Raw genomic sequence first — 26181 nt, forward strand, 5'->3', positions numbered from 1 at the left:
CACATTCGCGCCTCATCCGTCTCCCGGAACCGTCTCTGTCTGGGAGAGCACCCTGCAAATCGCCGGAAAATAGGCGATAAAATCGCCATAAAAACATTTATTTTCAGATACTCAGGTGGGTGGCGGAGCGACAGGGATTCGAACCCTGGAGACGGTCTCCCGCCTACACACTTTCCAGGCGTGCGCCTTCGACCACTCGGCCACCGCTCCGTACGCGGCGGTGTAGCGTGCAGGCGTATATCAATGCAAGAGGCAAAATGCGTTAATTCTGCCGCGCTTACCCTGCCTCAAGGTGAAGATAGACGCGGCGGTTCATACGCCCCTTCTTTTCCACCTTCCCAAGCCGCACCGCGCCTATTTCAGAAAGCCGCGAAACATGCGTGCCACCGCAGGGTTGCAGATCGACCTGGTTGCCATTCTCGCCAATGCGAATGAGCCGCACGCGCCCCGAACCCCTCGGTGGTTTCACCGACATCGTCTTGACTAGATCGGGCTGTGCATCCAGTTCGGCATCGGTGATCCAGCTCTCTGTCACAGATGCATCCGTTGAAATCAGGCGGTTCAGCGCATCAGTGATGGCATCTTTATCTTCGGGAGGCTCTGCCATATCGAAATCGAGCCGTCCTTTGCCCTCGCTGATTGATCCGCCGGTGACGCCAAAAGGCATTACGACCGATAACAAATGCAGCGCGGTATGGACACGCATGAGACTGTAGCGCCTCTCCCAATCGAGGATCATCCGTATCTTTGCGCCTTGGCCCGGCAAGGCAGCGCCCTCCGCCGGTACGAGGACGATGTGCCCATTCTGGCCCTTGACGGTCGTCATGATTTGACAGACGCCACCTTCCCATTCCAGCGTACCGCTATCGCCGGGCTGACCGCCCCCTGTAGGATAGAATATGGAACGATCAGGGACGATCCCGCGCCCGTCCTGCAAGCCCATCACTGTTGCATCGGCCTCCCGAGCATAGGGATCATCGCGAAATACCATATGCGTGGTCATGAACTGGTCTCCTGCGTCCCGTCGTCCGACGCGTCCGTTGGCGAAATTGAATCTTCGTGCGCGTCCATGTCCCCTGCTTCATCTGCAGCGCGCTGGGGTGGAACAACAGGTTGCAGACTTTCCGGGTTACGCAACCAAATATCGCGCTGCGCGAATGGCACTTCAATGCCCTCCTTGACAAAGCGCTCCGCGATTTCGTGGTTGATGTCACTTTTGACAGCCATGATCCAATTGACGTCGCGCAGGAACATGCGCACTTCAAACTCAAGCGCATCGGCGCCAAATGCCTGAAAGATCACCGCCACCTGCGGCTTGCGCAACACCATTGGCTGCGCTTCGGCTATCTCGCGCAGGATCTTATCTACTTTTCGGGTATCCGTCCCGTAGGCAACGCCCACAGGGACGGTCAGACGCCCGACAGTGTTGCCGCGCGTGTAATTTGTAACAGTGCCAGACACCAGATCAGCGTTGGGGACAATCACATCCGTTCTGTCAAAAGTCTCGATACGGGTGGACCGTACCGAGATATCGCGCACGTAGCCCATGCGCCCACCGACCTCGATCCAATCACCTTCGGAGATAGGCCGGCCAATCAACAAGATGATGCCGGAAACGAAGTTCTCGACAATCGTACGCAGACCGAAACCAATGCCAACAGACAAAGCCCCTGCCACAATGGCAAATGCGGACAGATCGATGCCAGCGCCGGTGATCGCAATCAGAGCAGACAGAAAGATACCGATGTAACCCATGCCTGAAACGACCGCATTCTGTCCACCAATATCCATTCGGGTTTTGGGCAGCACGTTTTGACGCAACGCGCTCTGCACCAAACGCGTCGTAGTAAAGCCAAGAGCAAATATGACAGCGAAAGTCAGAAAGTCTGTCGGGGAAATACGCGTATCCCCAATCGAAAATCCGCGCGCGAACATGGCCCAAAGCTCGGTCAGGTCCGCGACTCTTGCGCCCCAGATCAGCGCAAATACAGGCACCGACAGCAAGACCAGTAAAAAGCCGATGAGCGCCGGGACCAATGCGTCGCGCGCTTCGGCACCTTGCCCGGTGAGTAGCCCGTACACGTCGCTGAAAAAGCGCTGCAACGCGAGAACAAAAGCCGCGAGCGCAAGGCTGACCACGGTGGGAAACAAAAGCGCGTTCCCGGCCTCGGCGTAGCCAACCCCGGCCATAACCGGCCCCACAACGCTGACCACGATGGTTGCGGTACCGGCAAACCGCACCACGCGGGCCAGGCCGCTGCCGCGTATCGTGGTCTCTGCCGCGACCTCCTCGTCATCCTCGGACACATCTTCTTCATCAAGCCGGTAGCCACGCAGAAGGAAGCCAAAGAAGAAGAGCACAAAACCCATCGCGACCACGACCGGAAATGCAAGCACTGCCGTCGACGACAGGTCGACTTCGTCGAGGCTCATCAGTACAGCGATGATGCCGCGCGCGACGAACAGGACAGAGATCAGGAAAATATAGAACCGGGCCTTCTTCCGGTCGTCATCAGGCAACTGCAACAGGGCGTCGTCGGGGTCACGGGCAAAAATACGCTCTGCGAGCCAGCGGAAACCAAGCAGAATGAAACCCCAGATCGGGATCGCAACCAATATCTGGTCAATGCGGTCGCCGGTCAGCCCGGTGATCCGCAGCGCGCTCATCAGAAGCAAAAGACCAATCAGAGGGACGATAATCCGCAAGAGCGAAACCAGAAAGCGCCACACACCCAGACCACGTCCGCCCCATGATCGTAGTTTGTGCAGCGCAATATCCGACCACCGCCGCCCGCGCACGATAAACGCCAACGAAGCGGCGATCATCAGCAGAATAAGCGGCAGATTGTCCTGAATGTCCTCACTCGAATTTATCTCGGACATTTTCCGCGCATCATCGGCGACATCACTGAATATCTTTCCGACATCAGCGACGGCTTTGGGCCAGTATACCGGGTTCAACGGCGATGGGCCGAGAGATAACAAACGCTCAGCCTGCCGCTCGCGCATAATCGCGTCTATCTCGCCCACCAACCCGTCTGCGCGCAAAAAGGCTTCTTGCGCGACCTGCTGAGGGGCCTGCAGTTCTTTCAGGCTGCGTTCCAACTCATCGCGGCGCTCGGCGACTTCTCTGGGCTCTTCGCCGTTTTCAGGGGCCGGACCAAGCGCGGAAAGCTGCTCATTCAGTGATGCGATCCGCGGAGCATTCAAAGCACGTGCGGCATCAAACTGCTGACGAAAGTTGACGAGACTTTGCCGCAAGACTTGAAGCGTGTCGTTTTCAGCATCGTCCGTGCCTACCGTGCGTTCGGCAACGGCCGCGAGGTCTTCCCAAGCATCATAATCCGGCAGGCCGTCGTTCGACGACTGGCTCAGTGCCACCGTCGCAAAAAGTACGAATAGGCCTGCCGCAAAAAATCTCAGCACACGCTGCATGGCTGACACCTTACACGTCTTCAAACACGCCGGGAATGCTCATCGGAGCCTGCGTTAGCCAGTTAGGTGTGGGCAGGCCCTTTTCGCGTAGAAATTCGGGATTAAACAGTTTGGACTGATAGCGTGTGCCAAAATCACACAGGATCGTCACGATTTTGTGGCCCGGTCCAAGGTCGCGCGCAAGGCGCATAGCGCCCGCAATATTGATCCCGGATGAACCGCCCAGACACAAGCCTTCGTTTTCCAGCAGGTCAAAAACGATCGGCAAAGCCTCAGAATCGTGAATGTTGTAGCAATAATCAGGTGTGAACCCTTCGAGGTTTTTGGTTATGCGTATCTGACCAATCCCTTCATTGATGGAGGACCCTTCTGACATCTTCAATTCGCCATTCGCGTAGTAGTTGTACAAAGAGGCACCATCCGGGTCAGCCAAGCCAATCTTGACGCCCTTGGGCTTAAGGAACTCAGACACACCCGCCAACGTCCCGCCCGATCCGACCGCGCAAATAAAGCCGTCTACCTTGCCAGCCGTCTGCTCCCAGATTTCGGGGCCTGTGCCTGCGACATGCGCCTGTCTGTTGGCGATATTGTCGAACTGATTGGCCCAGATCACACCCTCTTTTGTTGTGCGCGCCAATTCTGTCGCCAAACGCTCGGAGTAGCGTACAAAATTGTTGGGGTTCCGATAGGGAGCCGCAGGAACTTGAACCAGTTCCGCACCAGCAAGACGCAGCATGTCTTTCTTTTCCTGGCTCTGGGTCTCGGGGATCACAATCACAGTCTTGAAGCCCATTGAGGCACCGACCAAAGCCAGACCGATCCCTGTGTTACCCGCGGTTCCTTCGACAATCGTGCCGCCAGGCTTCAACTGACCCTTGGCAATAGCATCGCGAATTATGAAAAGTGCGGCGCGATCTTTGACCGACTGGCCGGGATTCATGAACTCGGCTTTACCGAGAATTTCACACCCAGTTGCTTCACTCGCTGCTTTTAGCCGTATGAGTGGCGTGTTGCCAATTGCCTGCTCAAGATCCTGTGCGACACGCATTTTTTGCCCCTTCGTGACCGATCATGCCAAAGGTCTATCGGCGCAGCGCTGCGACCTCAAGCCATTGCGGTGATCTTATCAGTTCGGGGAACCCCATTCTGCCCGCAGCCCGTCGCGGTGCCGCGCCAACCAATACGCAATCGCAACAAGCGGCGCGTTTGCGATCTCGTGCCGGTCGCACATCTCTATCAAGGCATTAAAGCTCAATACGTGCGAGCGAATGTCTTCGTCTTCGGCATCAAGTCCGCCAAGACCAGCCGCCGTGTCCGGCAAATCGGCTTGTCCCACGAAGAAGTACAAAAACTCAGACGAGTTGCCCGGCGATGGGTATACTTCGCCCGCCGAAACCATCTTTCCCAAGGCCAGCCCCGCTTCTTCTTGCGCCTCGCGCCGGGCGGCGTTCTGAGGTGTTTCGCCCGGATCCAATCGTCCGGCCACCGGCTCCAATTGCCAGACCGCGCGATCGCCCCGCGCCAAGGGCCCAACGCGAAGCTGTTCGACCAGCAAAACCCTGTCCCGCACCGGATCGTAAGGCAGAACCAGTGTGGCATCCGGTGCGCGGAATACAGCTCGTAGCAGTTCGGGAGTCATCTCGCCATCAAATCGCTGGTGACTGAGAAATATCTCGTCCACGGCAAAGAAACGTACATACGGGCGGGCTTGCCTGTTTATGTCCACCTCGCCAAACAGCGTGTGCTTGCCGTGCTTGCTGTGCGCAGCATTCAGGGTGGACCAAGCACGTGCTCGGATTAATGGAAACATCGTTGCGATCTGATCAGGTGTTTTTATTTCAAAGTACTGCATGACCTCGGTTGCAGAGATCACGCTGATCGCGCCCCATTCCCGCACCCAATGCTCCAGCGACCACGCGCCCGCGGCTGTCCATTTTCCGGGCGGTGGAAAGTAACACTCCGCCACGCTGCCGTCCGACAGAGTGACAGGCGCGCGTCTGTATCCGAACGCCGTTTCATAAAAATCCAGCCGTTCATAATCGTCAGGCGATAATCCATGCACGCAAATGCCGTCTGCCACAGATTGCTCATCTGCTTCGATCATCGGAAAAGGGCCCTCTGCGACCGACAGCACCCGTTGCCCGGGCAGCATTGCAGGTGTCATGTCGTGATGGTCAGAAATGCCAAGCACCGCCTCCATCAGGGGACGGTGCTGCAAAGTGCCAAACAAAAAAAGCGGTGCCATGCCCGCGGGATAGCGCCTATCGCCAGTTGCGCCAAGCGAATTCCGTTGCCAGACCGGCAAGGATACCACCGAACACAAGCACGGACAGAACGTTTTTGTCGATCAGGATCAGGGCATATTCAGCCATGAACTGGAAGATCGCCGCCATTGCGGTGAAGAACCCGTTGTACCAGTTATCCATGGCGCGGTCGAACATCTGGTAGCAGGAATGGATGAAAAGGCCCCACAGGACCAGCATCAGCGCGCCACCCAGACCATTGTTGATCGCTGCGGTGATACCCCGCCCTGCACGCTTGCCCATGATGACCCAACCGGTGGTGATGCCGAGAATCGTGTTCACATAGACGAAATACCCAAAATCCGTGCTTTCGGGCATGAGCGGCATGATTTGATAGGACACCGCGAATGCCACGATCCCAATCAGGACGGCGGCGATTAGTTTAGCTGCGTCAGGCATGGCTTTACCTCATTGTGACTGCTCTCACGTACCCGGGGCTATGCCATTATTTGCACCCGGCTTCGGATCGGTCTAACCAACAGACGTGACGGAAAAGCGGTAATTTTGAGGCGATTTCGAGGAATATACCTTAAACGGGGCGCTTCACGGTGATCTGAGTGACATCACAATTCGTGCTTTCAAATGTCGAAGCACAGGATGTCAGGTAGAAATTCCACATCCGGCGGAACCGGTCGTCAAATCCCATGTCGGCGATATGATCCCATTTCTCATTGAAGGTGTCATGCCAGCGGCGCAACGTGACTGAATAGCTCTGGCCGAATTCAACAGAATTGACGACGGCAAGACCGGCGCGCGATATCTGCTGGCGCAAAACCGATGGGCTGGGCAGCATGCCGCCGGGAAAGATGTATTTCTGTATGAAATCCACGCCACGTTTGTAAACCTTCCAGCGTCGGTCCGCGACAGTGATGATCTGGAAGGTCGCCGTTTTACCCGGCTTGAGGCGGTCTCGTACAGTGTCGAAGTAGACAGGCCAGTATTTCTCACCCACAGCCTCGAACATCTCGATACTGGCGATCCCGTCGTAGCTGCCGCGCTCGTCGCGGTAATCCTGGAGCTTGAAGGTCACCCGATCACTCAGCCCTGCCCTTGCGATCCGCTCTTGTGCGTAATCGAATTGTTCCTGACTGATGGTCAACCCGGTAACTCTCAGGCCTCTTTCCTTGGCGGCGTATTCAGCGAAACCGCCCCAGCCACAGCCAATTTCAAGGATATGGTCGCCCGGTTCAGCTCCCATCTCATCGACCAGTTGCTTGTACTTGGCTGTTTGTGCTGCCTCCAGACTTTCCTGCCCTGTGGTAAAGAGCGCGGACGAATACGTCATCGTGTCGTCGAGCCACAGCCCATAGAACGCATTTCCCAAATCGTAGTGATAGCTGATATTCTTGCGCGCTTGTGCGCGATTGTTGCGCTGCATCCAAAAGCGTAATTTCTCATAGTTGCGCACCAGCGCCATACCGGGGAACCCGTCGTAGATATCCTCATTGTCGGCATGGACCAAATCCATGAACGCTTGCAGATCAGGTGTAGACCACCAGCCATCCAGATAGGCGTCGCAAAATCCCAGATCGCCTTCGCGGATCAAACGGGCAAAAAGGTCGTCATTGTGCAGGTGCAGTTCCGCAATTGGCCCGGGGTTTTTGCCTTCCGCGCGAAAGCGTCTGCCATCGGGCAGGATAAACTCCACCCGACCATTGTTCATCTGTTGCGCCATCGCAAAAACGTGGGTGAAGTAACGCGGCAGGTTTTGCTCGCCGTCAGTGGACGTGTGGATCATGTATGCAGTGCCCGTTGTTTTTTCTTCGTTGTTGCGTTCGTATTCAAATTATAGCGTCAAGGCGTTCAAAAACCACGATTTTCATAGGCTTCCAACGCTTTCTTGCGTCCTTGGTCTGCCGCTACAACCGCAGCGGGATATTCATCATCCGGCGACATCGACCAGCTACGCGGAATTGCTTCGAAATACGACAGTGCCGTATCGCTGGGTGATGAATATTGTTCTGCAATCCAGCGCTTGACATAGCTGCGGTCCGCGTCGAATTTGTCCAGCTGCGTCACCGGATTGAACACGCGGAAATAGGGTGTCGCATCGGGGCCGGAGCCAGCGGACCACTGCCACCCCATTGCGTTACTTGCCGGATCCCAGTCGATCAGGCAATCCTCAAACCAACGCATGCCAATCTTCCAGTGACTAAGCAGATGCTTGGTCAGATAGCTTGCCACGATCATGCGACCGCGATTGTGCATTCGCCCCGTGACATACATCTCGCGCATCGCCGCATCAACAAAGCGAATGCCTGTCCGCCCCTGTTTCCAGCGTTGGACTTCCTTGAGCCGTTCGTCCTCATTCCAAGGAAATGCGTCCCAGTCTTCCTTCCAGTTATCCGACAGGATGCGCGGTGTATGATGCATCAGATGGTATGCAAACTCGCGCCACACGAGTTCCTTCAGGAACGTCTCGGCTCCTGCCTTGCCCTCTTCGAGCGCACGCACCCCCGCATGCCAGCACTGATGCGGGCTGATCTCCCCAAGGCTCAGGTTTTCGGACAAGCCCGAGGTACCGTCTACGCCCGGCAGATCGCGGGTCTTGTCATAGTCCTTCACGATGTTGGCCATGAAGCCACCCAAGCGCGATTGGGCCGCCTGTTCGCCCAGCCGAACGTAGGGACGCACGATATCGGCACCGCGATCCATCGCCGCGCCAAGCTCCCAGTCCTCAATGATCTCGCTTTCAGGCCATGCCTCAGGCGTTGGTAATTCCCGCGGCGCGCTCAGTGGTGCCTCGACAGTCCGGTCCTTCACCATTTTCCAAAATGGCGTGTAGACCTTGTAAAAGCCGCCTGTCTTAGTCTCGACAGTCCATGGCTCAAACATGAGATGGCCACCAAAAGACTTCGCTTCGATCCCCTGATCTTTCAGCGCCGCCTTGATAGTCTTGTCGCGTTCGGTTGATGCTGGATCGTACAGGCGTGACCAAAAAACTGTATCGGCTCCGGTTTCCTGTATCAGCGCCTCAAGCACTTCGAGCGCCTTGCCACTGCGCAGGACGAGGCGACTGCCTTTTTCCCTCAACGCCTTATCGAATTCCGAAACACCAAGACCCAGCCGCCACTTCGGTGCCGCGCCAAGACCGTCGACCTGTTCGTCGCGAATGAACACCGGAATAACTGGCCGATCCGCTTTCGCCGCCGCTGACAGTGCTGCGTGATCGCTTAATCGCAAATCACGCCGGAACCACATCAATACTGCCGGCTTGTTCACATCCCACCTCGCTGCTGCTGATTGTCACAGGGTCTCCGCCCTGCGGGTCACAGGATTGCATCTAGCGCGGATATCAGTTGGTCAATCTCGTCCGCAGAGGTGTAGTGCGTAAAGCTGAGCCGCAAAACGCCTTCGTGCTCCGGCACCCCCATGGCAGAGAGAGCACGAACGGCATAAAAATCACCGCCACCCGCCATGACGCCATGCTCGGCCAGCGCCGCCGCGGCCTCTTCGGCGGAGCGTCCGATTGACAGGGCAACCGTCGGTGCGCGATTGGTCGGCTCGCTCGGCCCCAAAAGCCGAACGTCGTTGCGCGTGCGCACAGCCTCCAGCAACGGCGACAAAAGCGTGGTTTCATGTGCGCGCATCAGGTCGTGCACGATCCGTCCCCTCTCGGGCGCTGATGCAGAACCTCCAACATGATGATCGTAAAGAGTGTCGATGTAATCTGCCATACCTGCGCAAGCGGCAACCTGTGCATGATCCGGCCCTGCCGGGGTAAAGCGCTTGGGCAGGTAGCCTGCGTTGAAGTAATGCCCCTGATTGGGCAGCAACTCGGCAAGCGCGCGTCTTACGACCATGAGACCCTGATGCGGGCCATAGGTCTTGTAAGCCGAGAACAGGTAGATATCCGGCCCCAAGGCACCGACATCGGCAAAACCATGCGGCGCATAGGACACGCCGTCGACGCATGTAAATGCGCCTGCAGCATGTGCAAGCGCAGTGATTTCCGTCACCGGGTTCACTTCACCTACAACGTTCGAGCAGTGGGGAAAGCAAACCAGACGCACCGTCTCATCCAGCATTTCTTCGAGGTCTTCAGGATCCAGATGACCTGTTTCCGGATCTATCTGCCACTCACGAATTTCGATGCCCCTTGCCGCAAGGCGGCGCCACGGGCCTGTGTTTGCCTCGTGGTCCTGATTGGTGACAATGATCGCCTCACCTTCTTGCAATAGCTCGGCAAAAGCCTGTGCCAGCACATATGTATTTTGAGTGGTCGATGGCCCAAAACTCAACTCGTCGGGCGACACCCCGAGGATGGCGGCCATCCGGTCCTGTGCCTCGTCCATCTCCTCGCCACCCAGCCTGCTGGCTTCATACGGGGCATAAGGCTGTACCTTACGTTCAGTGTAAAAACGGGTAAGCCGGTCAACCACCTGTCGGCACGGATAAGAGCCGCCGGCGTTTTCGAAGAAGGCCTGCCCCTGCAACTGAGGCACCTCAAACGCGGGAAACTGCGCCCGCACGAATTCCAAATCTAGTGTCATGGCGACACTGAAATGCAAAAGGCCCCGGTACGCAAGCACCGGGGCCTCATTGCCGTAATTTGGCTCGAAGTTATTCGGCTGGCGCAGCCGCTTCGATCTCGTCAACGGTTGCCGGAACGCCAGCCGCTTCGCGACGGCCATCGTTGTAAATCGCCTTGATCAGCGACACGCACATCAATGCCATCACGATCGAGAAGGGTAGCGCCCCAATCACCATCGCTGTCTGGATCGCCGATGTCCCGCCTGAAAGCAGTAGTCCACCGACCACCAATGCCAGTGCCGCACCCCAGAAGAGGATATGGGGGCGCGCTTTCGGGCCTTCGTCGCCTGCCGCGTTGATGGTGTTCACAATTAGAACAGCAGAGTCAGCCGATGTGACAAGGAATGTCATCAGCAAGACCACAATCAGCATCGCCATTCCCCATGCGAGCGCTTCGGCAATAGGTGCCAGCATGAACTCTGTCATGGCAAAGATCTTGTCACCATTGGCCGCGTCAAAGATGACGCCGTTTGCCCCGCCGTTCAGTTCAAGATCAATAGCTGTGCCACCTGCCCACGAGAACCAGACAAAGCACATCAGCGCAGGAACGATCAAAGCGCCCAGCACAAATTCGCGGATTGTCCGACCGCGCGAGATGCGCGCAAGAAACAGCCCCACGAACGGCGCGAACGCGATCCACCAAGCCCAGTAGAACACAGGCCACCAGCCCTGCCATTGCGCCAGAAGGAAAGCCTCGGATCCGTCAACGCCATCCGTGCGAAACACGTTGAAGCTAAGCCATGGCAGCGCGAGCACATAATCCCACAGTCCGACAACCATCGCCGTCAGGCCAAACAACGTCGCCCCGAAGATGATGAAAAAGCCAAGCAGTACGATCGACAGCACCATATTGATATTCGACAGCCATTTGATGCCCTTACCGACACCCGACAGCGCTGAAAGCGTAGAGGCACCCATAATCACGACCAACGCCACAACGATGCCTATAAACGTCGCGCCGCCGTCCTCGTTCATCAGGCCGCCGATGCCGATCCGTGTCAGGCCTGCAACGAACTGTTCGACGCCAAAGCCCAACGTCTGCGCCACACCGAGAATGGTCGCAACCACCGCCACGATGTCGATCAAATGCCCGAACGGGCCGGAAAGCGCCTTGCCGAAAAGCGGTGTGAGCGAAGAACGGATGGTCAACGGCAGGCCGCGGCGGTAACTGAAGAAAGCCAGCGACAAACCGGCAATCCCGTAGCATGCCCAAGCACCAAAGCCCCAGTGCAGGAAAGACCACTTATAAGCTGAGCGGACGTTATCCTCCGCGCCACCCGTCGTCAGGCCCTGAATAACCTCGGGATTATTACCAAAGTGCGCGACAGGTTCTGCCACCGCCCAAGTCAACATGCCCACACCGATACCGGCGCCGAACATCATCGAGAACCAGGAAAAGTTGGAGAACTCCGGAACTTCGCCTTCGACGCCGAGCTTCAGCCGACCCGCTGTTGGCCAGATCGCCAGCGCAAGACAGGTGATGACGAAAAGAGCAACAACCCAGATGTACCACGCCGCCGCATTTGCGAGGATGACACTGTTCAGATCGCCTAGTACGCGGCCAGACTGCGTCGGCCAGAAAATACACCAGACAACAAGAATACTGATGATGAGTTTACTGACGACGGTAACGTCGACACTGAATCCCCGATAAAAACCGCTCTCGGCGGTCTTGATCGGTAGATCCGATAAAGGTGGTTGAATAGCCATTACGTTGGTTCCCTGTTGTTTCGTATCTGTAAGCTAGGCACATAACCAATTTGGCTTGGGACAATTGCGACCCATCCACGGTTCAAAACGCCGCATTTTTGCGAGATTTAGGGTGCAAACTGTATTTTGCGCTGATAGCAGCCTCCCTACTGTCCAGCTCCGTATGGTCGAGCGTTGCACAGGTTCAGGCAACTTGTCACACTTTTTCGAAACGCCCCGAGGCTCGGGCCGTCCCACTTGCAGTGCGATGACTGGCGTATCGGCGGTGACGGTATCAAAAGCCAACCGCCATACTTGATCGAATGAATCATTGTGCACAGGCGCCATTAAATCGCCCTATTCAAAAGCTAAGCTGCACCCCAAGCTGAGCTGGAGTTTTTATGCTTGAGACCGTTTTGATCCTTGCCGCTGCTGTTTGCATTGTCGACGTGCTATGGATGCATCGGGCACAACGGCGCGCGGCGCTCGCAACTGATGACACCGCACAAAACGGGCCTTCACATAGCGCCCTGATCCGCCGCTTGATCTACTATTCGGCAGCCATCGCCGTGATCTATACCTTCGGTGGCTGGCTAAATCTTGGCGCATAAAAAAGCCCGGTGTGAACCGGGCCTTTGGTTTTAAATGACCATGGATCGACGTCAGCTGTTCACGTCGACGACGACGCGGCCCTTTACCTGACCTTTCAGGATGTCGGCACCAAGTTTCGGCAAATCGCCCAACCCGGCAGGCTGCACCATCGCTTCCAGCTTATCCATCGGCAGATCACGTGCGATACGCTCCCATGCGCGCAGGCGGTTCTCATATGGCTGCAATACGCTGTCGATCCCCAGAAGGTTCACGCCACGCAGCAGGAACGGAATAACCGTGGCGGGTAAACCTGCACCGCCAGCAAGGCCCACAGCCGAAACACTGGCGCCGTATTTCATCTGTCCAAGAACCCGTGCAAGCATCGCGCCGCCTACCGCGTCTACACAGCCAGCCCATGTTTCAGCCTCCAAAGGTCGCTTGGTTGTCTCGTTGATCTCATCGCGGGCCACGATCTGGCTGGCACCCAGCGACTTGAGGTAGTCAGCCGTTTCCGGTCTACCTGTGACACCTGCCACTTCGTGTCCGAGCGCCGCGAGGATCGCAACGGCCACCGACCCGACGCCGCCTGCCGCACCGGTAACGAGGACAGGACCATCGCCTACTTTGAGGCCGTGGTCTTCCAGCGCCATCACTGCCAGCATCGATGTGAAGCCCGCGGTTCCCACTGCCATCGCCTGACGTGTATCCAAGCCGTTCGGCAACGGTACAAGCCAGTCGCCCTTGACCCTGGCTTTTTGGGCGTACCCGCCCCAGTGAACTTCGCCAACGCGCCACCCGGTGAGCACTACCTTGTCGCCCGGCTTGTAGCGGTCATTGTCGGATGCCTCCACTGTGCCAGCAAAATCGATGCCGGGCACATGCGGATACTGGCGCACAAGCCCGCCGCCGGGGCCAACGCAAAGACCATCCTTGTAATTGACCGTGGAATATTCGACCGCGACCGTAACATCACCAGCGGGCAGTTGATCAACACTGATCTCTTCGACGGCCGCTGATGTTTTTCCGCTTTCTTCGTCTTTGTTGACCACAAGTGCCTTAAACATGTTCATCTCCATTCCGGGGCCCTGCCCCTGTCATCAAAAAATTCAATGCCTGCCAGCTCAGTGACAGGCGATCTTGGGCCTTCAGGCCCAGAACCCCGGCATTACCGTTGCTTCCCGCTCGCCTTCGGGCGTGTCTACACGTAAGACCGTGCCAGTATCCCAATGGGTCATGCGCACCATGCCGATGGCGACATGTGTCGCAAAATCAGGACTCCACGCAGCAGAAGTCACCTGTCCGACACGGGTATCGCCCGCGTATAGCCCCCAGGCTCGATCCGCACCCGGCATGGGCTCGCCCCCGATCGATATTGCCCTGACCTGCTGTACCGGCCCTTCTTTGGCCACTCGCAACAACGCATCACGCCCAATACAGCCAATGGCCGTTTGCGTGTCGCAAAACCGGCCAAGCCCACATTCGTGAGGTGTGTTGTCATCTGTCATATCATTTCCATATGACAGCAGCCCTCCTTCAATCCGCTCGATGCTATTGGGGCATCCGGCGCGCACGTTAAGGTCTTCGCCCGCGGTCATCAGGGCGTGCCACAACGGCATGGCGATGTCATACCCGTCGACATAAACTTCGTAGCCGCCCTGCTTGGAATAACCAGAGCGCGCCACGACCAGATCACGGCCCTCGAATTCGAAAAGACCAAAGCGGAAAAATTTCAAGTCCAGAACGCCATCACCGAAGACCCGTCTGGCCAATTCGTCCGCCTTCGGTCCTTGAATGGCGAGCGGCGAGACGTCTGGCTCGTCCACAAGAACGTCCAGCCGGTACCCGTTGGCAATCCCCTTTACCCAAAGCAACAGGTCGCTGTCTGCAATGGATATCCACCAGCGATCCTCTGCCAGCTTGACAGCGACAGGGTCATTCAGCATGCCGCCGGTCTCGTCAACGATTGGTACATAAAAGCAGCGCCCCGGCAACATGCCGCGCAGGTCCCGCGGGGTCAGCATCTGCATCAGCCGCGCGGCATCCGGGCCGCGCAACTCCACCTGCCGCTCCACCGATACATCCCATATCTGAACATGCTCTTTCAGGTGGCGGTAATCTGCTTCCACACTTTCGAACACGGTTGGCAGGAGCATGCGATTATAGACTGTGTAAGCCTTAACACCTGCGGCCTCAACGCCTTCCGAAAAAGGCGTGCGTCGCAAGCGGCGGGAAGGAGAAATCAGCGCCATTTCAAAAATCCTCCGGCATGAAAACCATATCAGTCACGGGTGCTTTCTGACCCGCGGCCGTGAGCATCGCGTGGATTTGCCCGCGATGATGTGTCTGATGGTTGAAGAAATGCACGATAGCTTCCGCAAGCGGCAGCGTGAACGACCGGTTCATCGTGCCCGAGTGCCAAGTGATATCGCCCTTCAGGTCCACTGTCCGCAAAGCTTTCGCCCATAGAATGATCCGGCCGTCGACCCGAAAACGGTCAGCGCTCCATGAGGCCGCGGAAGGGTGAAGCGTGGCGTGCTCTGATGCTGGAACGTCAGGTGGCGCGACGGACGGATCAAACCGGCTCATCCACAAGGTATCGCCCCACAGCAAATGGTTTGCGGTGGCCAAAATGCTCCCAAAGAAAGCGCCTCTGTCGCGAGTGAGCTCTTGCGCGTCCATCGCTTCCAACACCGGCATCAACTGAGTGTTCTGCCAACTGTTGTACCGCGCCATGGCTTGAACATAGCGCGGATCGATCACGGCGCCGGACCCTTCCAGTCAATTGCGCAGATCTCGGCGGATTTGCCGCCAAAATCCCAGACACGCCCGTAATCACGTACTTTGCTTTTCAAACCACGTGCCGCAACGATGTCAGGCCCCATCCAATACTTGGAGTTGGTAATCATCACCGGATGGTCCGGGCTTGCTCCCGTGATCGCTTCGATCTCGCCTTGTATCTTGCGCCCGATGGTAATGCGGCGGCGATTGCCGTCGCGCTCGATCTGAACCGGAGCACGCTCGGCACCGATAATTTCACTCACCAGCATTGTGAACAAACCGGTCGTGCCACCCGCCGCGCCAGAGAAAATTTGCAAGATACCGTTGTAGGCTTTGCCGCTTGCGCTCTCGTCCACGTAGGCCGCAACCTTCCAGTTGCCTTCGGCCATACGACCGGGGATTTCGACCATCAAGCCGATTTGCAAGCCTGACAGGTCTTCGCCTTCGAAATGTCCTTCGTCGATGATGATTGCCATCCACGCCTTGCAATCGCCCTCTGTCGGTGGGTGCTTGCCAAGGCTGACAACGCAAGGACAGAAAACGTCGCAAGAGCAATTCATGAACAGCTCGCCCTTAATGGCCCATTCCGTCGGGCTCATCTGGCGGCGTCCCGGATTGGGCATGCGCTGGTCGATGCGCTGGCTGATCGGCAGCCGGTCCGCTTCTGGTTTGCGGTTCTTCGCCATTGGTTATCCTCCCATTATTAAAGGCAGCGCCATCACCGCAAAACCTGCGAAGACAAGGATCACGCCCATCGGTTTGGTCACGTAGTGCCCGATCTGGGGCAGTTTTTCTATGATCATGAACAAAGTGGCCAACCCCATCCATGCTAGGTTCATTACTCCGCCGACAAAGCCTAGCGCCATGAACCCCCAGCAACACCCGACGCAATAAGCGCCGAGCCCAAGCCCCATACGCAGTCCGCCAACGGCACCTGAGCGCCAGTTTCCGAGGAAATACATCATCGGGCTATGACACACGCCATGGCAGATCTCCTTGGCGCGGGTGAATTGAAACAAGCCCACCGCGACCAGCAAGCCGCCAGCAAACAAAGAGGACTTGGCGATGCCCAGCATATCAATCACACCCCCGAAAAGCAGCGCGAGCTGAACACTGGTGATTGCAGCAGCAAACACCACCCAAATGACGAAATAGCCGACCAATACGCCGACCCAGCCGCCGCGTGTGCCAGTGGCACTGACCATGAGGTCTTCATAGGCGCGCAAGGTAGGTATCAGCGTCGGCAGCATCATCGCCGCCATCATCCCTGCCCACATCACGAAAAGCGGCCCGAAGTTGGCCATCGGCATGTACATCGGCATGCGCGGGTCCATCGCGGCCATCCGCGCACCCATTTCGCCCGGCCGCCCCATCAGATCCAGATCCATATCCACACTCATGGTGTACATCATCGACCACGCCGCAAGGATCGCAGCGAAAAAGCCAAGCCACGCTGTAGACCTGATTATCCCGTTCATAACGCTGACAGCCTCCCTTGCCTTTCAAATGCCAGACAATTAAAACCGGTGCAAACATTAAATGTATGACATATGAAAATCGACCCGGAAAACCCAGCAGATCTATCTGCACAGATAGCGGGCGCCATCCGCGACGCAATTGTCGCCGGCACGCTGATCGTGGACGAGCGCCTGCCGTCCGAAGCAGAATTGGCGGATCATTTCGACGTTTCGCGACCGACCGTGCGCGAAGCGCTCAAACGTCTGGCGGCCCAGTCTCTGATCCGCACGCAGCGCGGTGCAACCGGCGGCGCGTTCGTGAACAGGCTCAGTTTCGAAGAAGCCTATCCCCAGCAAATCACTACCTCGACCCTTCTTTTGTCGATGAATGCCGTAAGCTTCGGCACTGCCTGTGAAGCGCGCTATGCTCTGGAACGGGCCTGCGCACCCCTGTCAGCGAAACGCCGCACCGCTGATCATCTTGCCACAATGCGCGCAGAGGTTCATCGACAGAGCCAGCCTGGCCTGACCGATGAGGCATTTTGCGCGTCGGATGTTGCCTTTCATCGCGCGCTTGTCGATGGGGCCGGCAACCCTGTCCTTAGCTATCAACTGGCCGGTGCGGTCGAGGCAATGCAGCCGTTGATGAACATGGTTACCTTTACTGCGCGTGACCGGGCGCGAATTGTCGCTTTGCATACTGACATTGCCGACGCTTTGGAACGACAGGACTGTGACGCAACGGCCACCGCCCTGACTGCGCTTGAGCATGAGACGCAAAAGCTTGCACACGATGTGTTCGCCGCGCGAAAATCCAGATCAACAGACCAGAGTTAACAAAACGATCTGACCCGCACGCTAGCCAAAAAATTTGTATAAAAATTGCGCGATGCCGTGATGTCGGCATGATCCTGCCACGAAGTAATATTATCGCAATACGTGTACCCACCTGATGATAAACGGTAACTGGCTACGTGGACTTGTTTTTCTTTGTATCGCTGATTGTTTGGAGCCTCGCTTCTTTCGCGCGGCGTAACATCTACTATTTTTTCGGGTTTTCAGCCTCAACACGACAGGTCGCTGGCAGGACCCTGAACCCGTCGGTCGGCACCTGCTTTAGCACTCACGAGAAAGCAAAAATCAACGAGGCACTCGAATTCCTGCGTTTGCTAAGTCACCTTGCACTCGCCAGCACGCTGGCGATTGGCGCGCTGGCGGTGAACTTATTGCCTGTATAAGCTGACATGCGACATCTTTAGCGCACTGCAGCAAATGATTGTGCGCGCGCAGCAATTGTGCTAATGTTAGCGCTACCGAACCATATATTACTGGACTTTAGGATTGAAACATGACCCAACCCGCTCTGGATGAAGCAAAAATCCGCGAAACAGCCTATCTCTTCTGGCTCGACGACGGTCAGCCGCATGGCCGCGATCAAGAACACTGGCTCAAAGCGATCGATGCATTGACCCCGGCGACCCCCAAAAAAGCACGCAAAGCTCCGGCGAAACCGCGCGTCGCAAAGGCAAAAGCAGCACCCACTGCAACTAAAACAGCGGCCAAAGCAAAAGCGGCCCCAAAAAAGCCGCGCGCCAAAAAGGCTACTGCTGCAAAATAAAAATACCTCCCAATCCATGCAAAACCGTTGCGTTCATCGCGACGGTTTTCTTGTTTGACGGCTGGAAACGTGCGGAGCCTTCATTAGATCAGGCTGTCGACAATCTTTCGTGTGTGGTGAAACAGCCGTGCAACCTCGTAGGTCGCCATAAAGAGCAAGGGATAGCCCAATGTCTCACGTGCCTGAAAGAACCCAACGAGGTTGATCCTTTGGATCAGCGCGACCGTCGGCTTGAACAATGCCAGCACGATGGCTGCACCTAATATCCATCCGACCAACACATCTGACGGCCAATGCAGACCGACAACCACTCGTGGAAGTGAGGTCACAAAAATGGCCCAGAATATCATGATGATACCAGCTTTCCGGTTGATCAGAAAATACGCGACAGCCAAGCCCATGAACAGGCTTGCGTGATCCGACGGCATGGAACTCCATCCGTCCAATGCCGCCTCTGGCTGCCCGGGATAGAGTTGAACATCGAGGCCCGGTGTATTGATCGGACGCGCTGAGTAAGGAAGATAATTTGCCAACACTCGTGTGATACCGATAATCGGTATGGTCAAAATCAGCGTGGCTGCCAGCCGGTTGCGATTTTTTTCACGGACCTCTTCGTTATCACCAAGAAACCAAAGGCCCCAGAAAACCAGCATGAACGAAATGGATTTCATCACACCCGTCCCTGCGAGTGCGACGACCTTATCAAATAACGGCCATTTTCCGTTAAAGCTGTTCAGATATTCAAATACAATTAAATCCATTAAATTCACTCACACCATCAACCCAAAAGTTAATTTGTCACAAAACTGTTACAAATTCAATTATTCGCGCAGGGTAGTTGATGTGAGCCCATGATTTGCGCTGCTCGAAAGTCAGCAACTTGGCACTTGCCCCCTGCTATCTGGCCGCTAACTCTCCGACATGATCGATACGATTAACATTTTAAGCGCTATTTTGACGTTGGGGTTTGGCCTCTTTGGTTTCTGTGCCCCACGTTACACAGCAGCCGCGCTGGATTTGGCGCCGACACAAAGCACTATGGGGCTGTCTGAGATGCGTGCCTCTGTGGGTGGTCTATTTGTCGTCGCAGGCATTGCGGCGCTGTGGCTTGATACGCCCACGGCATATGCGATGATTGGTTTTGCTTTCGCTGGTGCTGCTTTGGGGCGCGTCGTTTCCTTAATCTTCGACAATCCTCCACTGCGAAAGGTGCTAGTTTTCGGCGGAATTGAAGCAGCGCTTGCGCTATGGCTTGTCGCGGCAAATCTCGGCCGCGCGCTTTAGGCGCATTCAAATGCAGCACGAATAGTGACGCGCCGCGAGAAACTGAATCTACAGCCACGAAAGTGGTTTAATAATACATTGCAATTACCTGAAACCATTTAACTTTCGTGAATTTCTTCAGGCAAACTGAAATTTGGCCGCTTGCATGCGCCCTCTTGAGTAATCAGCACGGGTCCACTATCTATAACTTGTTCGCAAGAACTATGGACATAAACGCGCTCGTAATAAGCGGATCGGACCCGGGGGCGGTACCCGGCGGCTCCACCAAACATCCTTCATTTGGGGATCATGGGGCCGAAACAGGATCGACGAACGTCTAAAGGGGTTAGCTTTGTCTCGGCTGTCTGCCACCGTTATCGGCGAAAAACGTACAATTGCAAATGACAATCGTGCACCAGTAGCAATGGCCGCGTAAGCGACCTGAGATACTGAATCTTAAGCCCTAAGGCCTTGCAGCTTTAGGCGGGGTTTCGCAGGCACCTGGCAACAGAAGCCTGCACCTTCCCAAAAAATCTTTCGCGAATTCCCCCATAGCGTGCATCTGTTTACGTTATGTCTTCATTTGGTTGCTAGACAGGTCACGATTGCAAAGGCAGTGACCGGACATGAAACAAAAATTAGACATCGTTAACCGTTGGTTTCGCGAAGTCTGGATCGAGGGAAACCTCGACACGATAGAAGAGATTTACAATCCCGCGCCTGCTGATGAATGTCTGCACGCTGATGGCACGCCAGCCACCGGAGAGGTGTTTGAACTCACGCAGGTGCTGCGCACTCTGGTCACCAACAAAACGGTCCGTATCATAAAAGCCATCGAAGACGGTCCGTGGATCGCCCTGATGCTTGAGATGGAAGGTGCCGATTCAGCGTCGCGTAGACCGGTAAAAATGCGCTGGCAAACGTATATGCGCATTGAAAACGGCCAGATCATCGAAAACCATCCCAGTGTGAATTTCATCACGCTTTTCGAACAATTGGGCCAACTGCCCCCTAACAGCTTCGAACTGATGCTGGCTGGCACCGAATTGAAGTAAGCTCTGCAGATTGACCGGCGCTTCAGGCTGTGGCAGCCCTATGACACCTATCGCGTATGTTGTATCGGAAGACACAGTGTCTGAATTGCTCGCTCTCTTGCTTCCCCATAACGCCGAACGGATCATGCACTGATGGGCGCGCCATCGATGCGCGAACTGGCGCGGGTCTTTGGCCGGATTGGTGTATTGTCATTCGGCGGCCCGGCGGCACAAATCAGTTTGATGCACCGAGAGCTGGTAGATCAACGCGCGTGGCTTAGCGAGGCTGTATTTTTGCGTGCTCTGTCGCTGTGTATGATGCTGCCCGGACCGGAAGCGATGCAAATGGCCACTTATGCCGGTTGGCGGTTGCGGGGCACCATCGGTGGCCTGGTTGCTGGCGTGTTGTTTGTTTTGCCAGGCGCGGCAGTCATCACAGTACTCGCCTTGCTCTACGTCACGATAGGCGACTTACCCGCCGTGCAAGCAGCCTTTGTCGGCATTAAGGCGGCCGTTGTTATCATCGTGGTCCAAGCCCTGATCCGACTTTCTGCAAAAGCCTTGTCCGGTTCTGTTGCCTGGGTCTTGGCCGCAGCTTCCTTTGGCGCGGTCTTTGTGCTCGGCATGCCCTACCCTGCAGTAGTTGTCGCAGCTGCAGCTGTCGGCGCAGTTTTCCTGAACAAAACAGCACAACCTGCGGCTCCTACCACCCACGAAAAGGCCCGTCCGTTCACCACACTGCTAATGTGGATTGCGCTCTGGTCTGCGCCAATTTTGCTTTGGGCGTTTCTTGACCAGCAGTTCTTGCTTGATATCGCTTTGTTTTTTTCAAAACTGGCAATTGTCACATTCGGTGGCGCCTATGCTGTGCTGGCTTATATGACGCAGACAATCGTTTCCGACTATGGCTGGATCAGCACCACCGAAATGATCGACGCACTGGGACTGGCAGAGACAACGCCCGGCCCACTGATCCTTGTGACGCAGTTCGTCGCACTGATCGCCGGTTACGCGCAAGATGGCATCGGCATGGCTTTTCTGGCAGCGATCACCGCGCTCTGGGTTACCTTTATCCCATGTTTTCTATGGATTTTCCTTGCAGGGCCATACGTGGAGCGGATCGCATCGCGACCACGCCTTGCCGCGGCTCTGGACGGCATAACGGCGGCGGTTGTTGGTGTGATCCTTAATCTGGCGCTTTGGTTCGCAATACATGTTCTGTTTGGCAAGGTAACGCGCATCAGCGGTCTGGCCCTGCCAGTGCCGCAGCCATCAAGCATCGACGTCGCTGCATTGCTGCTTACGGCGGTGGCCGCCGTGTTGCTTTTGTGGGCCCGCCGCGGGTTGATCGAAACGCTTGGTATTATGGCGCTGAGCGGCCTCATTCTGGGCACTGTAATCTGAGCGTGGGTTTTCCGCGCATCGCCCCTTTTATCCGGCCGGGAATCGGCTATGCTCAAACTCAGCGTTCCAGTCACCTCAGAGGACGAGAATGACCCGCTCCATTGATTACGGCAATCTGATGCATGAAGCCATGCGCGGACTTATCCGCAAGGTATTGCAAGGGGTGTGCGAAAACGGTTTGCCGGGCGAGCATCATTTTTTCATAACATTTGATACCAGTCACCCGGATGCAGAACTGGCAGACTGGTTGAGTGATCGCTACCCGGGCGAGATGACCGTTGTGATGCAGCACTGGTATGACAATCTCGAAGTGTCCGAGGACGGGTTTGCCGTCACCTTGAATTTTGGCGATGCGCCCGAGCCGCTGTATATCCCCTATGATGCAATTAAGACTTTTGTCGACCCGTCTGTAGAGTTTGGTTTGCGCTTTGAAACGCAAGGCGACGACGAAGATGAGGATGCGACCGTGACACGGGCACCAGTTCCCGCGCCTGTGCCTAAGTCGGCCGAAACCGAAGACGCAAAAGCATCGGATGCAGGGGATGGAAAAGACGCAGAGATCGTTTCTCTGGACAGCTTCCGCAAATAAACCGGCTTACATACGTTTCAGAAACGTCGACACGGTTTTCTGAATTTGCCCGTTCCGCACGCTCTTGTAGTCCAGATTCAGGCCGCCCTCGACAACAGTACGGTCGAATTGCTGAATCTCGTAACCGCCGTCTTCAGCAACGAACAGCGAATACACACTTAATGTGTCACCGTCGAACCTGCTCCAGACATAGGGTTCGCCTTTCATGGGGTCCAGTTGAACATCGTGCCCGAATACGTTGCGTTTCATTGCTGACGCAAAAACTTCGGCACGATCGCTTGGTACAAACTCGATGGAGTATGATTTTTCCTTGGCGCGGCCGTCTTTGCGGTAGGTGATAGTCGACCAGTTGACGATGAAACCCTGTTTCGTTTCCTCGATCTTGACTGACATATCTCTCATCTGCGTACCGCCATCCGCGGTTGCAACCTCAGCCGTACCCTCGTAGCTGCCGACAAAACGTTCTATCTGGGCTTGCGCCATAGACGCTGTCATAAATAACAGCGCAACGCTTATCGCCAAAAACTGATGGTATCCAAAACCGTTCACGCGCCTGAACATCTGTAAATCCTCTCTGCGAGAACTGCCACGTCCGGCAGGACGCCGGCGCATCAGTTATACCTTTATATCAAGATAATATCTTCGCGCAGAGATACAATAACCGCAATTCAAGCTGTGAGCGCTAAACGCTGCAATCGTCATCGCCAGAGTGTTGCGCCGCCCCCTCTGGCCCGTTACACCGCAAACAAACAGTCCACGAATGGAGCGCAAGATGGCCCAGACCCGCACAGAAACCGACAGCTTTGGTCCCTTGGAGGTTCCGGCAGACAAATACTGGGGTGCGCAGACTCAACGTTCTATCATGAACTTTCCCATTGGATGGGAGCGTCAGCCAATCGCCGTAGTTCGGGCGCTGGGTGTCATCAAACAGGCCTGTGCTCAGGCAAATATCGAACTGGGAAAGCTCGACTCGGAACGAGGCAATGCGATTGTGGAGGCGGCCAGCGAAGTTGTTGCAGGCAAGTTTGATGACAATTTCCCTTTGGTTGTCTGGCAAACCGGATCCGGCACGCAATCAAACATGAACGCCAACGAGGTAATTGCAAACCGCGCGATCGAAATTCTTGGCGGGGTTATCGGCTCCAAAGATCCGGTACACCCAAACGATCATTGCAATATGGGGCAGTCCTCAAACGACACCTTCCCCACAGCAATGCATATCGCAACCGCGACCATGGCTCGCGATGTGCTGATCCCGGGCCTCGATAAACTGCACGGGTCACTGGCCAGAAAGACCAAGGAATTCGAGGGAATCATCAAGATCGGGCGAACACATACGCAGGATGCGACGCCGCTGACGTTGAGCCAGGAATTCTCCGGCTATACGCATCAGGTGGCCATGGGGCTGGCACGGGTAAATGCCGCTCTCGGACGCATCTACGAATTGGCACAAGGCGGTACTGCTGTGGGTACCGGGCTGAACACACCAAAGGGATGGGACGTCATGGTCGCGGCGAACATGGCCAAGATCACCAGCCTGCCCTTTGTAACGGCACCTAACAAATTCGAGGCGCTCGCAGCGCATGATGCCATGGTCGAAATGTCCGGTGCACTGAAAACCGTTGCCGCGAGCCTGTTCAAGATCGCCAATGACATCAGGCTTCTTGGGTCCGGTCCGCGTTGTGGCCTTGGCGAACTCATCCTGCCCGAAAACGAACCCGGGTCTTCGATCATGCCAGGCAAGGTCAACCCCACACAATGCGAAGCGCTGACGCAAGTCTGCGCGCACGTGATGGGCAATGACGCAGCCGTCGGCTTTGCCGGAAGCCAAGGGCACTTTGAATTGAACGTCTACAAACCGATGATGGCGTACAACGTGCTGCAATCGATGCAACTCTTGGGCGACGCGGCCTCTGCGTTCACCGACAATCTGATGGACGGGTTGCAAGCCGATGCCACACGTATCGACAAACTGATGCGCGAAAGCTTGATGCTGGTTACCGCACTCGCCCCGGAAATCGGCTATGACAATGCCACAAAGGTTGCCAAGACCGCACACAAGAACGGCACCACACTCGTTGAAGAAGCTGTAAACCTCGGTTTTGTTACCGAAGAACGCTTTAACGAAGTGGTTCGTCCAGAAGACATGGTAGGGCCGAAATGACCAAGCCGGTGAACCTCAACAAGGTTCGCAAGGCGCGGGCGCGCGCTGAAAAGCGCGCGTTGGCAGACCAGAACGCGATCAAGTTCGGACGGTCAAAAATTGAAAAAGACGCAGATCGATCCGAAGTGCTGCGCGCCGCGCGCCTGCTTGACGCGCAAAAGCGCGAGACATGAGCGGACGCCCGGTCAAACACTCTGTAACGCTCAACGGCCACCGCACCAGCGTATCACTTGAAGACGAGTTCTGGCTGGCCTTTCGCGAAATAGCCTCCGAAAAAAACATGCCAATCAATGCGTTGGTCGCCGAAATTGATGTAGAACGCGGAGCCGAGATAGGCTTGGCTTCTGCGATCCGCCTGTTTGTCTTACGACACCTTCAGGCGCAAATCGGCTGAACGTCAGATCGAGGCGCGATAAATCTTGTCGATATTGCTGCCAAGAGCTTCTTGAAATTCGGTGTCTGACTGATTGACATTCAGCCCTTCGGTCAACGCCCTGCTGAAACTGGCAATCATCGACGTGGCCTGTGTGAGCCGCACACAGGCTTCATCTGTAGAGTATCCGCCAGACAAGGCAACCACGCGCAAAACACGCGGGTGCGCCGCCAACTTGTCGTAGCGCCACGGCTCGTCCGGCAACGTCAGTTTGAGCATTACGTCTGCACCATCTTCCAACGTGTCGAGATGCCGGGCGATTTCCGCTTCGAGTTGTACTTCTGCCTCGCCCTTGGTGGCGGAATGGATATTTATCTCAGGCTCAAGGATCGGGACCATCCCAGCAGCAATAACGGTGCGCGCTACTTCGAACTGTTGCGCTACGATCGCAGCAACACCCGCTTCATTGGCTTCATTAATGACAGAGCGTTCTTTGGTGCCGAATATGCCCTTGCCCTTGGCTTCAACCAGCAACTCTTCCAGCCCCGGCATAGGCTTGAGCATCTGCACGCCATTTGCTTCAGCTTCCAATCCCTTGTCGATCTTCAGGAAAGGCACCACGCCGCGGTCATGCCACAAAAGGTCAGCGACGGGTTTGCCGTTGATCGTATCATTCATCGTGCGCTCAAAGAGAATGGCACCAATGACCTTGTCGCTGGTAAAGGCGGCAGCAAGGATGATGCGCGCGCGCATCTCGTGCATTTTTTGGAACATCTCTTCATCACCGGAGTAGTCAGAAGGTTCCACACCGTAAAGTTTCAGCGCTTTTGGTGTTGATCCACCCGATTGGTCCAACGCTGCGATAAACCCTGCACCCGATTCCATCTGGTCGCGCATTTTCGTGAAATCTGACATGTCTGTCCCTTCTTACTAATCCTGTTCCCCTGATA

At 55.9% G+C, this 26181-nt stretch carries 28 protein-coding genes, 1 tRNA gene and 1 other RNA gene; 12 read left to right on the top strand and 18 right to left on the bottom strand.

Features of this window, described 5'->3' with window-relative positions; translation table 11 throughout:
* Positions 1-120: 120 nt before the first annotated feature.
* The 10 genes from AC2D8V_RS06935 to AC2D8V_RS06980 form a co-directional block, all read right to left on the bottom strand.
* Positions 121-210: transfer RNA gene (locus tag AC2D8V_RS06935), tRNA-Ser, on the bottom strand.
* Positions 211-277: 67 nt separating this feature from the next.
* A complete protein-coding gene (locus AC2D8V_RS06940; protein WP_484732807.1) occupies positions 278-1003 on the bottom strand; it encodes an alanyl-tRNA editing protein in 726 nt (241 codons plus the stop codon).
* A complete protein-coding gene (locus tag AC2D8V_RS06945) occupies positions 1000-3435 on the bottom strand; it encodes a DUF3772 domain-containing protein (RefSeq protein WP_484732808.1) in 2436 nt (811 codons plus the stop codon). The genes AC2D8V_RS06940 and AC2D8V_RS06945 overlap by 4 nt, the downstream gene beginning before the upstream one ends.
* 10 nt (positions 3436-3445) lie before the next feature.
* Positions 3446-4483, bottom strand: a complete 1038-nt coding sequence (locus tag AC2D8V_RS06950) for a cysteine synthase A (protein WP_484732809.1) — start codon at positions 4481-4483, stop codon at positions 3446-3448.
* A gap of 78 nt (positions 4484-4561) precedes the next feature.
* Positions 4562-5680 carry an NUDIX domain-containing protein gene (locus AC2D8V_RS06955; protein WP_484732810.1) on the bottom strand — a complete coding sequence of 373 codons (1119 nt, stop codon included), beginning with the start codon at positions 5678-5680 and terminating at the stop codon, positions 4562-4564.
* Between the two features lie 16 nt (positions 5681-5696).
* The gene (locus AC2D8V_RS06960) at positions 5697-6137 is read right to left on the bottom strand and encodes a TrgA family protein (RefSeq protein ID WP_484732811.1); all 441 of its coding nucleotides are present in this window, start codon (positions 6135-6137) and stop codon (positions 5697-5699) included.
* Positions 6138-6267: 130 nt separating this feature from the next.
* A complete protein-coding gene (locus AC2D8V_RS06965) occupies positions 6268-7476 on the bottom strand; it encodes a class I SAM-dependent methyltransferase (RefSeq protein WP_484732812.1) in 1209 nt (402 codons plus the stop codon).
* Positions 7477-7541: 65 nt separating this feature from the next.
* Positions 7542-8939, bottom strand: a complete 1398-nt coding sequence (locus AC2D8V_RS06970; protein WP_484733869.1) for a cryptochrome/photolyase family protein — start codon at positions 8937-8939, stop codon at positions 7542-7544.
* A 68-nt stretch (positions 8940-9007) separates the two neighbouring features.
* A complete protein-coding gene (locus tag AC2D8V_RS06975; protein WP_484732813.1) occupies positions 9008-10231 on the bottom strand; it encodes an aminotransferase class V-fold PLP-dependent enzyme in 1224 nt (407 codons plus the stop codon).
* Between the two features lie 70 nt (positions 10232-10301).
* On the bottom strand, positions 10302-11981 hold the full coding sequence (locus tag AC2D8V_RS06980; protein WP_484732814.1) for a BCCT family transporter: 1680 nt from the start codon (positions 11979-11981) through the stop codon (positions 10302-10304).
* 380 nt (positions 11982-12361) lie between these two features.
* On the opposite strand from AC2D8V_RS06980, the gene AC2D8V_RS06985 reads away from it, so the two are divergent.
* A complete protein-coding gene (locus AC2D8V_RS06985; protein WP_484732815.1) occupies positions 12362-12571 on the top strand; it encodes a hypothetical protein in 210 nt (69 codons plus the stop codon).
* 51 nt (positions 12572-12622) lie between these two features.
* Here the strand turns inward: AC2D8V_RS06985 and acuI are convergent, their stop codons facing one another.
* From acuI to AC2D8V_RS07010, 5 genes are all read right to left on the bottom strand, one after another.
* Complete coding sequence (gene acuI, locus AC2D8V_RS06990; RefSeq protein ID WP_484732816.1) at positions 12623-13615, bottom strand: acryloyl-CoA reductase; 993 nt, start codon at positions 13613-13615, stop codon at positions 12623-12625.
* An 81-nt stretch (positions 13616-13696) separates the two neighbouring features.
* Positions 13697-14800, bottom strand: a complete 1104-nt coding sequence (locus tag AC2D8V_RS06995) for a dimethylsulfoniopropionate demethylase (protein WP_484732817.1) — start codon at positions 14798-14800, stop codon at positions 13697-13699.
* Position 14801: 1 nt separating this feature from the next.
* Positions 14802-15311, bottom strand: a complete 510-nt coding sequence (locus AC2D8V_RS07000; RefSeq protein ID WP_484732818.1) for a DinB family protein — start codon at positions 15309-15311, stop codon at positions 14802-14804.
* Entirely contained in the window at positions 15308-16015 is a 708-nt protein-coding gene (locus AC2D8V_RS07005; RefSeq protein WP_484732819.1) for a DUF1326 domain-containing protein, read from the bottom strand. The genes AC2D8V_RS07000 and AC2D8V_RS07005 overlap by 4 nt, the downstream gene beginning before the upstream one ends.
* Before the next feature lie 3 nt (positions 16016-16018).
* Positions 16019-16807 carry a DUF2182 domain-containing protein gene (locus AC2D8V_RS07010; RefSeq protein WP_484732820.1) on the bottom strand — a complete coding sequence of 263 codons (789 nt, stop codon included), beginning with the start codon at positions 16805-16807 and terminating at the stop codon, positions 16019-16021.
* Between the two features lie 72 nt (positions 16808-16879).
* Between AC2D8V_RS07010 and AC2D8V_RS07015 the strand changes: the two genes are divergently transcribed.
* The 3 genes from AC2D8V_RS07015 to AC2D8V_RS07025 all read left to right on the top strand — a co-directional run bounded on the left by AC2D8V_RS07015 (position 16880) and on the right by AC2D8V_RS07025 (position 18404).
* Positions 16880-17623 carry a FadR/GntR family transcriptional regulator gene (locus AC2D8V_RS07015; protein WP_484732821.1) on the top strand — a complete coding sequence of 248 codons (744 nt, stop codon included), beginning with the start codon at positions 16880-16882 and terminating at the stop codon, positions 17621-17623.
* Between the two features lie 137 nt (positions 17624-17760).
* Positions 17761-18024, top strand: coding sequence for a hypothetical protein (locus AC2D8V_RS07020; protein ID WP_484732822.1), 264 nt, complete (start codon positions 17761-17763; stop codon positions 18022-18024).
* Between the two features lie 110 nt (positions 18025-18134).
* Positions 18135-18404 (top strand): DUF2934 domain-containing protein, encoded by a 270-nt coding sequence (locus tag AC2D8V_RS07025; RefSeq protein WP_484732823.1) that lies wholly within the window; start codon positions 18135-18137, stop codon positions 18402-18404.
* Between the two features lie 83 nt (positions 18405-18487).
* Here AC2D8V_RS07025 and AC2D8V_RS07030 read toward each other — a convergent pair whose 3' ends face one another.
* Entirely contained in the window at positions 18488-19165 is a 678-nt protein-coding gene (locus AC2D8V_RS07030) for a phosphatase PAP2 family protein (RefSeq protein WP_484732824.1), read from the bottom strand.
* 160 nt (positions 19166-19325) lie between these two features.
* Here AC2D8V_RS07030 and AC2D8V_RS07035 point away from each other — a divergent pair, with 160 nt between their 5' ends.
* From AC2D8V_RS07035 to AC2D8V_RS07055, 5 genes are all read left to right on the top strand, one after another.
* A complete protein-coding gene (locus AC2D8V_RS07035) occupies positions 19326-19688 on the top strand; it encodes a DUF4345 family protein (RefSeq protein WP_484732825.1) in 363 nt (120 codons plus the stop codon).
* Between the two features lie 151 nt (positions 19689-19839).
* Positions 19840-20189, top strand: a transfer-messenger RNA (tmRNA) gene (gene ssrA / locus AC2D8V_RS07040).
* 104 nt (positions 20190-20293) lie between these two features.
* Positions 20294-20722, top strand: coding sequence for an ester cyclase (locus AC2D8V_RS07045; protein ID WP_484732826.1), 429 nt, complete (start codon positions 20294-20296; stop codon positions 20720-20722).
* A 132-nt stretch (positions 20723-20854) separates the two neighbouring features.
* Positions 20855-22105, top strand: coding sequence for a chromate efflux transporter (gene chrA / locus AC2D8V_RS07050; RefSeq protein ID WP_484732827.1), 1251 nt, complete (start codon positions 20855-20857; stop codon positions 22103-22105).
* A gap of 88 nt (positions 22106-22193) precedes the next feature.
* Positions 22194-22694 carry an SspB family protein gene (locus AC2D8V_RS07055; RefSeq protein WP_484732828.1) on the top strand — a complete coding sequence of 167 codons (501 nt, stop codon included), beginning with the start codon at positions 22194-22196 and terminating at the stop codon, positions 22692-22694.
* Positions 22695-22700: 6 nt separating this feature from the next.
* On the opposite strand, the gene AC2D8V_RS07060 is transcribed toward AC2D8V_RS07055, so the two are convergent.
* Positions 22701-23255, bottom strand: coding sequence for a hypothetical protein (locus AC2D8V_RS07060; protein WP_484732829.1), 555 nt, complete (start codon positions 23253-23255; stop codon positions 22701-22703).
* Between the two features lie 211 nt (positions 23256-23466).
* On the opposite strand from AC2D8V_RS07060, the gene fumC reads away from it, so the two are divergent.
* The 3 genes from fumC to AC2D8V_RS07075 are packed head-to-tail and all read left to right on the top strand — an operon-like array spanning position 23467 to position 25252.
* On the top strand, positions 23467-24858 hold the full coding sequence (fumC, locus tag AC2D8V_RS07065) for a class II fumarate hydratase (RefSeq protein ID WP_484732830.1): 1392 nt from the start codon (positions 23467-23469) through the stop codon (positions 24856-24858).
* Positions 24855-25031, top strand: coding sequence for a DUF4169 family protein (locus AC2D8V_RS07070; RefSeq protein WP_484732831.1), 177 nt, complete (start codon positions 24855-24857; stop codon positions 25029-25031). Before fumC ends, AC2D8V_RS07070 begins: the two co-directional genes overlap by 4 nt.
* Positions 25028-25252 (top strand): ribbon-helix-helix domain-containing protein, encoded by a 225-nt coding sequence (locus AC2D8V_RS07075; protein WP_484732832.1) that lies wholly within the window; start codon positions 25028-25030, stop codon positions 25250-25252. The genes AC2D8V_RS07070 and AC2D8V_RS07075 overlap by 4 nt, the downstream gene beginning before the upstream one ends.
* Positions 25253-25255: 3 nt before the next feature.
* Here the strand turns inward: AC2D8V_RS07075 and AC2D8V_RS07080 are convergent, their stop codons facing one another.
* Entirely contained in the window at positions 25256-26146 is an 891-nt protein-coding gene (locus AC2D8V_RS07080; RefSeq protein ID WP_484732833.1) for a fructose bisphosphate aldolase, read from the bottom strand.
* Between the last annotated feature and the right edge of the window lie 35 nt (positions 26147-26181).

Source organism: Roseobacter sp. YIN89 (assembly GCF_057219365.1).

Coding starts and splice junctions, on each gene's coding strand:
- AC2D8V_RS06940 (WP_484732807.1), bottom strand. CDS start 1,003: ATGACCACGCATATGGTATTTCGCGATGATCCCTATGCTCGGGAGGCC.
- AC2D8V_RS06945 (WP_484732808.1), bottom strand. CDS start 3,435: ATGCAGCGTGTGCTGAGATTTTTTGCGGCAGGCCTATTCGTACTTTTT.
- AC2D8V_RS06950 (WP_484732809.1), bottom strand. CDS start 4,483: ATGCGTGTCGCACAGGATCTTGAGCAGGCAATTGGCAACACGCCACTC.
- AC2D8V_RS06955 (WP_484732810.1), bottom strand. CDS start 5,680: ATGGCACCGCTTTTTTTGTTTGGCACTTTGCAGCACCGTCCCCTGATG.
- AC2D8V_RS06960 (WP_484732811.1), bottom strand. CDS start 6,137: ATGCCTGACGCAGCTAAACTAATCGCCGCCGTCCTGATTGGGATCGTG.
- AC2D8V_RS06965 (WP_484732812.1), bottom strand. CDS start 7,476: ATGATCCACACGTCCACTGACGGCGAGCAAAACCTGCCGCGTTACTTC.
- AC2D8V_RS06970 (WP_484733869.1), bottom strand. CDS start 8,939: ATGTGGTTCCGGCGTGATTTGCGATTAAGCGATCACGCAGCACTGTCA.
- AC2D8V_RS06975 (WP_484732813.1), bottom strand. CDS start 10,231: ATGACACTAGATTTGGAATTCGTGCGGGCGCAGTTTCCCGCGTTTGAG.
- AC2D8V_RS06980 (WP_484732814.1), bottom strand. CDS start 11,981: ATGGCTATTCAACCACCTTTATCGGATCTACCGATCAAGACCGCCGAG.
- AC2D8V_RS06985 (WP_484732815.1), top strand. CDS start 12,362: ATGCTTGAGACCGTTTTGATCCTTGCCGCTGCTGTTTGCATTGTCGAC.
- acuI (WP_484732816.1), bottom strand. CDS start 13,615: ATGTTTAAGGCACTTGTGGTCAACAAAGACGAAGAAAGCGGAAAAACA.
- AC2D8V_RS06995 (WP_484732817.1), bottom strand. CDS start 14,800: ATGGCGCTGATTTCTCCTTCCCGCCGCTTGCGACGCACGCCTTTTTCG.
- AC2D8V_RS07005 (WP_484732819.1), bottom strand. CDS start 16,015: ATGGCGAAGAACCGCAAACCAGAAGCGGACCGGCTGCCGATCAGCCAG.
- AC2D8V_RS07010 (WP_484732820.1), bottom strand. CDS start 16,807: ATGAACGGGATAATCAGGTCTACAGCGTGGCTTGGCTTTTTCGCTGCG.
- AC2D8V_RS07015 (WP_484732821.1), top strand. CDS start 16,880: ATGAAAATCGACCCGGAAAACCCAGCAGATCTATCTGCACAGATAGCG.
- AC2D8V_RS07025 (WP_484732823.1), top strand. CDS start 18,135: ATGACCCAACCCGCTCTGGATGAAGCAAAAATCCGCGAAACAGCCTAT.
- AC2D8V_RS07030 (WP_484732824.1), bottom strand. CDS start 19,165: ATGGATTTAATTGTATTTGAATATCTGAACAGCTTTAACGGAAAATGG.
- AC2D8V_RS07035 (WP_484732825.1), top strand. CDS start 19,326: ATGATCGATACGATTAACATTTTAAGCGCTATTTTGACGTTGGGGTTT.
- AC2D8V_RS07045 (WP_484732826.1), top strand. CDS start 20,294: ATGAAACAAAAATTAGACATCGTTAACCGTTGGTTTCGCGAAGTCTGG.
- chrA (WP_484732827.1), top strand. CDS start 20,855: ATGGGCGCGCCATCGATGCGCGAACTGGCGCGGGTCTTTGGCCGGATT.
- AC2D8V_RS07055 (WP_484732828.1), top strand. CDS start 22,194: ATGACCCGCTCCATTGATTACGGCAATCTGATGCATGAAGCCATGCGC.
- AC2D8V_RS07060 (WP_484732829.1), bottom strand. CDS start 23,255: ATGTTCAGGCGCGTGAACGGTTTTGGATACCATCAGTTTTTGGCGATA.
- fumC (WP_484732830.1), top strand. CDS start 23,467: ATGGCCCAGACCCGCACAGAAACCGACAGCTTTGGTCCCTTGGAGGTT.
- AC2D8V_RS07070 (WP_484732831.1), top strand. CDS start 24,855: ATGACCAAGCCGGTGAACCTCAACAAGGTTCGCAAGGCGCGGGCGCGC.
- AC2D8V_RS07075 (WP_484732832.1), top strand. CDS start 25,028: ATGAGCGGACGCCCGGTCAAACACTCTGTAACGCTCAACGGCCACCGC.
- AC2D8V_RS07080 (WP_484732833.1), bottom strand. CDS start 26,146: ATGTCAGATTTCACGAAAATGCGCGACCAGATGGAATCGGGTGCAGGG.